Annotated in this window: 5 protein-coding genes and 1 pseudogene; 5 read left to right on the top strand and 1 reads right to left on the bottom strand. The window is 64.8% G+C overall.

Annotated elements, in window-relative coordinates; all coding sequences use genetic code 11:
* Positions 1 to 435, bottom strand: a pseudogene (locus AC1DJT_RS33340) (hypothetical protein); the annotation flags it as partial.
* Between the two features lie 502 nt (positions 436 to 937).
* Here AC1DJT_RS33340 and AC1DJT_RS33345 point away from each other — a divergent pair.
* The 5 genes from AC1DJT_RS33345 to AC1DJT_RS33365 form a co-directional block, all read left to right on the top strand.
* Positions 938 to 2,041 carry a DNA cytosine methyltransferase gene (locus AC1DJT_RS33345; protein ID WP_476768767.1) on the top strand — a complete coding sequence of 368 codons (1,104 nt, stop codon included), beginning with the start codon at positions 938 to 940 and terminating at the stop codon, positions 2,039 to 2,041.
* A 1-nt stretch (position 2,042) separates the two neighbouring features.
* Positions 2,043 to 4,682, top strand: a complete 2,640-nt coding sequence (locus tag AC1DJT_RS33350) for a hypothetical protein (RefSeq protein WP_476768766.1) — start codon at positions 2,043 to 2,045, stop codon at positions 4,680 to 4,682.
* The gene (locus AC1DJT_RS33355) at positions 4,676 to 6,214 is read left to right on the top strand and encodes a hypothetical protein (protein ID WP_476835753.1); all 1,539 of its coding nucleotides are present in this window, start codon (positions 4,676 to 4,678) and stop codon (positions 6,212 to 6,214) included. The genes AC1DJT_RS33350 and AC1DJT_RS33355 overlap by 7 nt, the downstream gene beginning before the upstream one ends.
* Positions 6,215 to 6,239: 25 nt before the next feature.
* Positions 6,240 to 6,575: a hypothetical protein gene (locus AC1DJT_RS33360; protein WP_476835754.1), complete on the top strand. Its 336-nt coding sequence runs from the start codon at positions 6,240 to 6,242 to the stop codon at positions 6,573 to 6,575.
* The coding region (locus AC1DJT_RS33365; RefSeq protein WP_476835755.1) for a DEAD/DEAH box helicase at positions 6,572 to 12,018 on the top strand (5,447 nt) is incomplete at its 3' end. The genes AC1DJT_RS33360 and AC1DJT_RS33365, both read left to right, overlap by 4 nt.

Here is a 12,018-nt window from a genome sequence, read left to right on the forward strand (position 1 = left end):
GGGCAGGAGATACTTGTAGGGCCGCAGGAACTCGTTCTTCTCGTCGGTGCGCGACTTCCGGAAGGACTCGTCGACGCCGATCAGCATGGGATGGCGCGTCGGCCTTCGAGCGCGATCGGCCGCTTTCCGGTCCAAACGGCGGTACACGCGCTTCGGTGGAGGTGCTGAGAGCGGTGTGCCTCTATCCCAACGGACTTGGTCTCCGGGCAATGCTGCGGGCAGGTCGGGACGGGGGGCTTCCTTACCMACCGCCTTCTTCTGCCAGTATCCAGCGGGTGGTCTTGGCACGTTGAGCGCCTCGCAGATGCGTGCGAGTTGGTAGCTTTTCATGCCGAGCTCGTCGGCCAAATGGTTGAGCGGGGTGGTCCAGACGCGCTCGTACAGTTCTTCGCGTGTCATGCCAGAGGGGGCAGATGGCGTGGTTTCCGTGTCCATTTTCTTTCTAGTCGCCGCATTCAACTGAGCCTCGCAATTTCGGCGAAGCGGAGGCTCAAGTGAAGTCCGGATCTCCAAGAGGGGGCTAAGTGTTCGAGATATAGATGCTCAATGTCATGGACGACGCCGGCCGAGAGGACGAACAGCTTCTCCTGACGTCCGCTCAAAGCCTGAGCGGACAGTCTCGGATTGACCGGACATCCATTTTCTGAATCGTTCTCTGTACCGTCGTGGAGTTAGTGGAGACGAGGAGAGAGGGGACAAGCGTCTCGATGGACACGCGGCATTATCGTGAGGTCTAGAAGCGGCCGACATTCTCACTTTGCCTCACCCGACCAGTCAGCGGATCCTTTGAACGAGCGGAAATTGCCTACCAGTTCGCAGAACCGCTTCGAACCGTTGCGGAAGCGAGCTGCCCCCTACGAAAATACAGTTCCTAATCCAGAACTTTCGTAGGCTCTCAGTCTTTCGTTTGCGTGTCCCCATGGCATCATGCGCGCAATTGGAAGATCAGGATTCGCGCGTGCCACGTCTAACTAAGAAGCCAGCCAAGCCAGAGCCCGCCGCTTCGACGAGCGTCGTGGCTGTCGATCTGTTCTGCGGCGCAGGCGGACTTACCCACGGAATGGAGCGCGCGGGCATCGACGTACGACTCGGCGTCGATCTCGATCCCACTTGCGAGTATCCCTACACGGCCAACAATGGGGCAGCATTCCTGTCCAAGTCGGTATCGGCGGTGACCGGGGACGAGATCCGCGTGGCCTTCGGCGACGCGCGTTTCCGGCTGCTAGCCGGTTGCGCGCCCTGCCAGCCCTTCTCGACCTACAGCCAGGCCCGCAAGCCGTCCGAGGACAGCCGCTGGAACTTGCTGGCCGAGTTTGGTCGCCTGGTCGTCGAGGCTGACGCCAACATCGTAACGATGGAAAACGTCCCTCAGGTCGAGCGCGAGACCATCTTCCAGGATTTCGTCCGGTCGCTTGAGGAAAGCGGCTTCACGGTCTCCTATCAAGTGGTGGAATGCGTCCGCTATGGCGTTCCGCAGGCTCGCCGCCGCATGGTGCTGCTGGCGTCCAAGCTCGGCCCTATCGAGCTGCTCGAAGCCGAGGAGAAGGCGAGCGCGACCGTTCGGGACGTCATCGGTCACCTGCCGCGCATCGAGGCCGGCGAGAGCTGGCCCGACGATCCCCTTCACTGCGCCGCCGATCTGGCACCGATCAACCTCAAGCGCATTCGCGCATCGAAGCCCGGTGGAACCTGGCGCGACTGGCCGACCGACCTGGTGGCGAAGTGCCACGACAAGGATACCGGCAAGACCTATCCCGGCGTCTATGGGCGTATGCCCTGGGACGAGCCTGCTCCGACGATCACGACCCAGTATTACGGCTTCGGCAGCGGACGCTTTGGCCACCCGGTCCAAGATCGGGCGATCTCCCTGCGCGAAGGAGCGATCCTTCAGTCCTTCCCGCCGGAATACCGGTTTGTGAAACCCGGCGAGCCGATCGCGCGGAAAACGATCGGGAGGCTGATCGGGAACGCGGTTCCGGTCAAGCTCGGCGAGGCGATCGGAAGAAGCGTCCTGCGACACGTGCAGGGTCATCCAGCCTGACATGACCCTGCCGAACATGACGCCGTTTTGGAGGTGGGAGGAGGCGCTGACGCGCCACTATCTCCGTTCCGACGGCGGGTTCGGTTCCGCGCCGCTCTCCTTCCTCGATGTGTCGGGCGTCGAGCTTGCGCGCGCGATAGGCAAAGGGCCGAGCGAGGCAGCCGGTGCGCTCGCCGCGTTCCTGACGATCTTCCGGCGGCAGGCCTTGGTCGATGCCTTGACTTACGGCTACTCGCCCTCACCCCCGGAAGGCCTGCGCGTTCCCGGCTTCTTCAACTTCCTGATCTTGTCCTGCCATGTCGCGTCAGCGGCGCCGGACGTCGCTTCCTCAGGGGATTACCGCCACCGCCTGCAGGAAATCCTCAAGATGGACCATGGCATCCAGACCCTCACGGGGCTCCGGAAGTTGTGGGAACGGCTTCCACAATGGATCGACGCCAAACGCAGCACTGGCCAAGGATACCGAAACGTTATCCTGCCGAGCTTCGGGACGATGAGACAGATCGGGTATTCCGTCCGTATCGCGTTTCCGTCCCGTCACGACCTGGGCAAGATGGAACGGCTGTTCGGTCATTTCGCCGAGCAGACCACTCCAAGGGCGAGCGCGCTTATATCCATCGTTGTGCCCGAGCTACATCGTCATAACTGGTCAGCCGGCTTTCTTCATGCGTTCAGGGATTTTCACGCCAGGCGTCAGCTCGGGGAGCGCCTGCTCGCGGATCATCCCTTTTGGGTCGGCATCATGGGCTTGCGGAAGGCGCCACCTGGTCCGGACCTCGATGCGACGTTCGAGATAGACCTGACGACAGACTCCGACGGCCAGCACGCCTACTCGGTTCGGACGGATATCGGACGCGTGATCCAGAGGCTGGCCGGACAGGTCGAGCTCTCCTCCGACCAGGACGCCGTCAGCATCGCTGCGGCGCGCAGCGAAATCCTGGATCTTCTCGCGAGCCCGCCTCCTTCCGTCCCGCCTTCGCTGATGCGCAGTTTCGCTGAAGGTGTCTTGCCGTTCTCGGAGATCGAGTGGGGTCTCTGGCGAGCCGCGCGCGTTCCCACCGGATCGAACGTCCGTCTGCTTGTGCGGGACGATCACCTCCGCAAGCACGATCTGCCCCGCGCCGGGAACGATGGCTGGCGTCTACTGGACGGGATTACGCATGCGGAAGCGATCCGCGTCATCCATCGGCTGACGGGCCGACTGCCGGACCCCGCGTCAGAACTGGCCAAGGTTCGAGTGGCCGGCGGCATCAGGATGGACAAGGCCTATTTGGGCCGCCCCGGCTTCCTCCCCATCATCGAGGCGGCCGAGGGTTGCGCCGCCACGCCTACCGCATTCGACGGATCRCAAGGCTCCCTCACGGCGTCGATCGACGGCCGCCTCGTTCGCTTGTCCGCCGATGGCCCAATCGAGGGAGCCTGGAGGATCGCCGTAGCGGAAGGCGGCGTGATTCAGGCCGAGCCGAACCTGGTGTTCGAGCCCAACGCGAGGGAGTTTCCGGTCATCGAGCCAGACGAACTGGCGAACGGTTGGCGTCCGGACGAGCCAAGCCTGGCGGCGTGCGCGCCGTTGGCCGTCGAGCTCGCCGACCCGCACTCGGTCGGGAGCGTGACCGATGCCGCCTTCTCGGACCTGCTTGAGGTGGTGTTCGCCAAAGGGAGGCAGGGGTGGTCCGAACAGGATATCGTGGGGCTGATCGCTCCCCGGCTGCCGACGCCCTACGCGGTCTGGGACGTGCTTCAATTGCTGGCCGACAGCGGTTGGACGGAACCACGGGTCTCGCGCCATTGGCGAGCCCGACGCTGGTTCCTGCGACCACCGCGGCTGCTGTCGTATCCGAAGGGCGGCGCGATACTGCTCGATGGGGCCGTTCCCGAACTCACGCGCCGTCGCTTCGAGCGCACGGCCACGGCAATGGGCGGGACAGTGGAGTGGCGCAGGTCGGCAGGCGGCTGGGCCATTCCTTCCGGCATCGCCATGGGTATGCAGCCCGAACCCTTCGCGGAAGCGATGCAGATGGACCTGCGACGAGCCGAGGCCGAGGTCCCCTTACAGGGATCGGCGATCCAGTTTCGACCGACCCTCTATAGCGAGAACCATCGAATCGTCGCGGCTTCCTGGAACTGGTCGTCCGGGCGCTTCTCGAAAGGCGATCGAGCCGATGCCGGGGCGGTCAGACTCGAAAGGCTAACGACCCTCAAGCCAAACGCCGCCGACGTCTATCGCGTAACGAGTGGCAACGACGTCAAACACCTGCTCGATGGGCGATCGGCCGCGATACTGATGGCCCATCGCCTGGCGGGAAAGCCGGCATTTTGCTTCATCGCCGACCAGGGCCTCGTCGAGCGTCTCTCGCTTGCAGGCGCGCTTCCCATCCAGATCACTCGTTACCTCATGCTTCGGAACGGGTGCGGACCCGCGTTGGATTTCGAGAACGTCGGCGCCCGCCGCTACGTGACCCGCTGCAGGCGGGAGGATGCCACCATACTGTCCGGTTGGCTGGGTGCGACCTTGGATCTGCCCACACCGACCAGCGACAGCCGACAGGACCTTTTGCGATCGTTGGTCCTTGGCCGAGCGAGAGGGACCGCTAGGTCCAGGACCATGACCATGAAACGGGGAGAGGTCGAGCGATGCTGAGGCACGAGACCGACCTGGACGGCAATCAGATCTTCATCGGGCAAAAGACCTTCGGAAATTCGGCTGGCGCCTGGCTGCAACCTGTTGCTGTCGCGCGGCCGGAAGGCTGGCTTGAGGTTGATCCGGTGGACTTTCCGCATGAGGGACGCGTATTCAGCCTCGATCCCAGGATCACCCGGAAATCGAACGGCTACGTCGCCCTGTTCACGGTCACGCCGAACGCCAAGGCCGGAGCCCGCGACGACTACAGCACGGATCGCGTCGACGAGGCGATCGAGATCGCCCATCTGCTTGAGACCGCGTCCGCTGACGAGCGCCGGGACCTGATCATGAGATCGGGCGTCGACAGGGGCTCTCAGGAGGATTCCTCCCTGATCGTGCCGCTTGACGCGAACCGCGTCGCGTTTCCGCGAATGCAGCGATCGGGCCCGACGACCTGGGTGCTCTCCCATCTGGAGCATGCGGACCGGGTTCCCGCCTATGCCAGGCCAGCCGGCGATTTCGACTGGGTGGCGATAGAGGGCCGTCGGTTCCTATTGCCCGGCCAGGTGCCGCGCGATGTCGTGGGCTACGTGAACTGGGAGACCGACCTCGCGTTCCTGCAAGCCCTCGTCAAGCGCATAAACAAGATTGCGCGCCTTCGCCCAGGCACCGAAGATTTCGTCATCAACTCCGGCTTGTCGAGCAGGCTACACACCCTGTTACGTGACGGGGAGATCATCGGCGAGGCTGCGGGCGCCAACGATGCCGCGCGCGATCGATTGGGGGAGTTCCTCACCAAGCTCGATCGCGAGACGGGCGCGGCCACGGCGATCGCAGAGGCGTTGTTCGCGGACCAGACGATCAAGAATGGGCTGACGAAGCTCTCGGAGGAAGAGGCGGKAGCGATCCGGCTTCGCGAGATCGAGCGCATTCGCCYGGAGATCGTCACCGAAGTCGAGGCGGGCATCGCGGATCGCCTTCTGGAGCTGGAAGCCCTCTCGGCCGAGATCGCCGATGCGACGACCGCGCTCGCCGCGAAGTCCGAGGAACTCCAGCGCGTGGAGGGCCTCGTGGAGGCCAGTGTCGCAGGTTTGAGCGCCGGGCTCGGCGACATCATGAGGGATATCCGCGAGACCGGCCGGACATTGTCGCAGATCATGGAGGTGACGGGCGCCGTCCCACCACCGGCCGTGCCCGGCCCGGCTCCCATGGGGATCGAAGACGCCCCTTGGTCCAATCCTCGACGGGGCGAGGTAAGCGCAATCGCCATCGAGGACCTGCCCGAGATCGCTCGAAAGGCGGCCGCATCGAGCGGCCTCGATGAGAAATTCATCCGCCGTTTGGACATCTTCGCGCGCGCCGGCGAGATTCCCGTCGTCGTCGGCAACTCCGCCGAGCTGCTGCTCGACTGCTATGCGAGCGTCGTGGCCGCTGGGGCTCTGATCAGGATGCCGCTGGACCCTTCGATCCTCGGGCCCGAGGATCTGTGGGCCCGACAACCTCCTCTTGGTCGCGACGCTGTCCCCCGGGAGCGCGGAAATGCCGCTTGATCCTACAGAGCGGGGTCTTCATCCGATGATCGTCGCCAACGTGAAGTCCGACGCCTTGGCGGCAGTCGTATCGGGTGGAGGGATCGAGGCCGCCGACCTTCGATACCTATCAGGACCGACGCGGTCGGCCCTGACGCCGACTGACCGCCGGTCGTTGCTTGCGAAGATCGCGGGAAGCGGGATCGAAGGCGGCGATGCGGCCAATAGACTGCTCGCGATCCATTCGTCGGCCTTGGTTTGGCTTGAACCCGGCAAGGCCTGCGACTTCGCCGTTAGCGCGCTGCTGCCATCGAAGTCCGATCCCGCCGTCGGTCGCAGCGAGGCGGTCGCCGAAATCCACGCCGAGAGGAAGACGTCATGATAGATCCGATCGGCGGTTTCGAACGCCTGCGCAACTTCTTTCTGACCTATCTCGATACTGCCTATCGCATCCGCCACGAGGACCTTGCCGAAACCCGTCGCGTCCTGCTCCGGGATCCCGGCACGCTCGCGGCCGAGCCTTACCTCGAACCCGTCCCCCGATACCTGACGTGCGATTACCGCGTGGAGAAACTGCTGGAGGAGTGGGCGGACAATCCGATCAGCCACCTTCCGCCGGCCTCCCGTGCCGCCTTCGTGGAGATCGTGCTGTCGGGCCTGTTCCCCGGTGAGGACGTAGCGGATGGTCCGATCGCCCGGCGAAGCCCCGAGACCTTCAAGCCTTACGTTCACCAGATGAAGATGCTCGCCCGAGGCACGCGGGCAGGGCAGCCGGGCATCGTCACGTCGGGCACCGGATCGGGCAAAACAGAGTCGTTCATGCTGCCGGTTCTGGCCGCCTTGGCGAACGAGGCCAAGAAGTGGACGGCCCCCGACGCGTCTTATCTCAACGGACGCTGGTGGCATCAGAGCCCCGGGAAATTCGTTCCCAAGAGGAGCGGAGAGCCCAAGTCCCGTCGCGCCGCCATGCGGGCGTTGATCCTCTATCCGATGAACGCGCTGGTCGAAGACCAGATGACGCGCCTTCGCCGCACGCTCGATTCCCCGCAGGCGCGCCTTGCCATGGACCGTCACCTTGACGGAAACCGTATCTTCTTCGGACGCTATACCGGCGCGACACCCGTGACAGGGTTCCTCGACCATCCTCGCCGCGCGGACGAGACCCAGCAGAAGAAGCGGCGCGAGCGTAAGATCGCCGAACTCGCCGAGAGCCTGAAGGAGTTCGAGGACGGGCATCGCTATGCCTGCATGCATGACGAGGAAACCGGAGGGGAGCCCGAGCTCACCCGCTATCTCTTCCCGGCGACCGACGGGGCCGAAATGCTTACCCGCTGGGACATGCAGTCCCACCCGCCCGACATACTGGTCACCAACTCCTCGATGTTGGGAACGATGCTAGCGCGCGAGGTCGAGGCGCCGATCTTCAAGCAGACGCGCGATTGGCTGGAAACGGACCCCGACGCCTACTTCTACCTGGTGTTGGACGAGCTCCATTTGATCCGGGGCTCGGCCGGCACGGAGACCGCCGGTTTAATCCGGGCCCTAATCCATCGCCTCGGCCTGCACGAGCCGGACCGCCGTCACAAGCTTCGGATACTCGCATCGAGCGCGTCGCTTCCCGTCGTCGGCGAGCAGGGAGATCGCAGCCTCAAGTATCTCGACAGCTTCTTCGGGCCGTTCGGGACGAGCCGCACGGCCGCCGATGCCGGCTTCGAGGACCGTGGCCGCTGGTCCGAGTGCATCGTTCCCGGTGAACAGGTGTTTCCCGCCAAGCCCGCCGCCGACAACCTCGACCCGGTGCCTTTCCAGGAACTCGTCGACGTTCTTGCCGCCGAGGGCGAACTCGTCCGCTCGGTGGACGACACCCCAGAGGTCCGCCATGCGTTAGCGTCGTGTCACCGTGCCTTGATGAACGGCGGCGGCAATAACCCGTTCGAGGGGCTGTTGAAGGAAGCCATCGAGGCCGCAGCCGGCGCTCTCGTCTGGGCGTGCAGGTCCTCGGGCGAAGGCGACAAGCTGACCGTTCGAGCCCATTCGGTCGCGGCGATCGCGGAACGGCTTTTCGGCGGCGCGGGCGAAGGCGAGCGCAAGGCGGTGCGGGGGCTGGCCGTTCTCCGCGGCATCGGCGACATCGCGAAGAAAAAGTTCGGGGTCCAGATCTCCGACACGACCCCCAGCTTCCGCATCCACCAATTCGTCCGCAGCATCGAGGGACTGTTCGCGACACCCATCCGCGAGGGCGAGACCGACAGCATCACGTATGGCGGCGTCACCGTCGATCGCGGGCTGACCTACACGACGACCGGCGATCGCCACCAACGCAAGTTCGAGCTCATCTACTGCGAGGCCTGCGGCGAAGTCTTCGTTGGCGGCATGCGKGGCGTCCAGGCCAACGGATCGTCCGACATCGAGCTACTTCCCTCCGCGCCGGACCTGGGCGCGCTGCCGGAAGCGGGTGGCGTGGGGCACTACGAGGAGCTCAGTTACAACGACTTCGCGATGTTCTGGCCCTCCACGCGGAAGCCTGCTGGCGCGGGGGACTCCGAGGAGTGGATCGAGAGCACKCTCGACACGAACACGGGCGTACTGAGGAAAGGTCTGCCGGRCTCGGCCGATCCGACCTTGATACCGGGCAGACTCTTTTACTGCGCTACTCCGCACCGGTCCCACAAGCGCAATCCCGACAGCGTCGGTACGGCGGGACCCGACTGCTGCCCGGCATGCAGCGTCAGCTACGCCCCCCGGCAGAGGCCCCGCTTCTCGCCGATCAGAAGCTTCCGGACCGGCTTCAACAAGACCTCGCAGCTGCTAGCGACCGAGATGTTCGAGGTGCTGCACGCGAGCGGCTCGCTGGCCAAGGCGGTGGCCTTCTCCGACAGTCGGCAGGACGCGGCAAACGCGGCCATGGAGATCGAGCGCGCCCACTACCAGGATCTGCGCCGGCTGATGATCATGGAGATCGCGAACAGGGTTGCGAACTCGACGGACAACGCCGAGGAAATCGATCGCCTCGAAGCCGAGATGGCCGACCTCACCGCCAAGAAGCAATGGGCGTTGGTGCCTGCCCTGGCGGCAAAGATCGAGGCCATGACCAACGCGTCGGGCAAGGACCGCATTCCGCTTTCGACGATCGTAGAGCAGCCGATCGCGCTCGCGGGMAAATCCCCCAGCCCCATGCTTCAGGAAATGCTGAAGCTCGGCATCCACCCGACCGACGACGTCGGCGTCAAGCGGTTCAAGAGGTTCGATTGGCCCGATCTCTTCGAGCGCGAAGGCGATCGGCTCGTGTGGAAGACTACCGGGGTCGAAAGCCAGGAGATGCAGGAGGTCCGCAACGACGTCATCGCCAAGCAGGATCCCCACGTCGACGAAGTCCTGTTCTCGCGAACCTACTTCGCGCTGGAGGAAACCGGGCTCGGCTATCCGACCCTATTCACCGATCACGTGCCGTCCGACGCGGACCGGCTGGATGCGTGGTTGCGCACCTTCGGCGACGCCTATCGCGTCTCGTCGAACAAATACCTCGCAGACGACGCGACGCCCTGGATCGACAGCGTCCCGAAAGGCAACCGCGTCTACGCCCTGGCTAAGGCCGTCCGGGAGGCCGACCCGGATCTGGAGGTCCAATCCGTCCTTGCATCGCTGAGGGCGCTCAAGCATCCCGACGGCAAGATCGATGCCCAGTTGTTGGGCGTCCGGATGATGAAGGCCGAAGATCCCTACTGGCGTTGCGAGCGCTGCTCGCGCGTTCACCTCCACCGCGGCGTCGGCTACTGCACGCGCTGCCGCAATCCGCTCGATGCGGCCAAGACCGGCGAGGCCCGGGACCTTTGGGCCAAGAACTTCCTCGCGGAGCGGATCACTCGCGGTCGCAAGGAGAACGTTTCCGGCTTCAGGCTGCGTTGCGAGGAGCTGACCGGACAGACCGGTAGCCCGGCGGATCGCCTGCGGCGCTTCAAGGGTATCTTCGTCGCGGATCAGTCCAAGGTCGACCGTGAACTGCAGAAGGCTTCCTCCGAGATCGACCTGCTGTCCGTCACGACGACGATGGAGGTCGGCATCGACATCGGCGCCTTGCAGGCGGTCTACCAGGCGAATATGCCGCCGCAACGGTTCAACTACCAGCAGCGTGTGGGTCGCGCCGGCCGAAGGGGGCAATCCTATTCCCTCGTCGTGACCCTGTGCCGCAGCAGGAGCCACKACCTGCATTACTTCCGGTCCCCTCAGGCGATCACGGGCGACCTTCCGCCGCCGCCGTTCCTCGCCGTCGACCACCTCGACATCCCGCTGCGCCTGGTCCGCAAGGTATGGCTGGCCGCGGCGTTTGAGTTGCTCAAGCCACAGTTCGGCGCCGAGTATCCAGGCGACGATCCCGGCGCCAACGACGTGCATGGCGAGTTCGTGCCGGCGGCGCTGTTTTACGAGGAGGACTCGGGCTGGCCCGACTTGTTGGCAGCGGCATTGGAGCGCTCGATCGCGACGCGCGACGAATTCGCCTCCGTCATCGGAAAAGGCATCGACGGACGGGCCGTCGAGCTTGTCGCCCGGTCTTCCGTGGCCGCCACGATGGGTCAAGTCATGGAGCACCGGGTATCGGGGCAGTATTTCGATGCTGGTCTGGCCCAGTTCCTGGCCGAGAAGGGCCTCTTCCCGATGTACGGGATGCCAACGCGGGTCCGGAACCTCTATCTGGGGCTGCGAGCGGACGGCAAGAAGAAGGTCGCCTGGGATGCGGTCGATCGCGATCTCGATGTCGCGATATTCGAGTTCTCGCCCGGTCAGACCCTGACCAGGGACAAGCAGAAGCACAAGGCCATCGGGTTCACCGGAGGATTGATGCGCCCCACCATCGTGGGCGGTTTCTCTCTACCGGTCACGCCGGCGAACGCCTGGTGGGACTCCTCGCACCATGTCTCGGCTTGCCCGATGTGCCGCGGCCGGACGCTTCATGACGAGCGGCCCCTGGAGACGTTCCAGTGCGTCGATTGCGGCGCGGACGTCACGCCGGACGACGCACGCCCGTATTACGTTCCGTCAGGCTTCAGAACGTCGTTTCGAGCCGAGGAGAACAACGACGACCGCGACGTCGTGCCGGTGCGGCGAGTCGTGGCGGCCGAGATCCGGGATGTCCAGGTCGAAGCGGTGCCCGGGACCAACTTTTCCCTCCACGCGGGCTCGGGTGCCTCCATCCTTCGGATGAACGACGGCCCCCAAGCCGAGGGGGACGCGGAGCMCGAGGGTTACGCCGTTCGCACGGCTCATCAGAAGGCGGTCAACGTGCCGCGCGGAGTGTGGGTCAAGAACCGCCCTAGGCTCGAAAACCAGTTCGTGACGGAGGAGGCATCCTCCAGCCGGTTCGACTGGGAGCTCGTCGACGGCACCGAGATGGAGGGCATCCGGCTCCTGTCCAGCAAGCCGACCGAGGCCCTGTATCTTGGCCTCAGGACCATCCCGGCCGGGCTCCGGCTGGGAGCCCTTGGCAGGACGCCCTACCAGGCTCCCATCCGCGCCGCCGCCGTCAGCGCCACCCAGCTGCTGCTCCAGAGGGCGTCGCTGGAGCTGGATATCGACCCCGACGAGTTCGAGGCCCTGGAGCCGCGCCTGCGCAACGGCCTGCCCATGCTCCAGATCGCCGACAACCTGGTCAATGGCGCCGGCTTCTGCCGACGACTGGCCGAACGTGAGGCCGATGGTGTTCCGACTATCGCGCGCCTTATCCGCTCGATGCTCGATGACCCGGACGATGCAATCGTGCGCACCTTCCGCGAGAGCGGGCATCGGAGGGACTGCGCGCAGKCCTGCTACCGATGCATGCAGCGATACGG

It is taken from the genome of Allobosea sp. 05T422_2 (assembly GCF_056396265.1).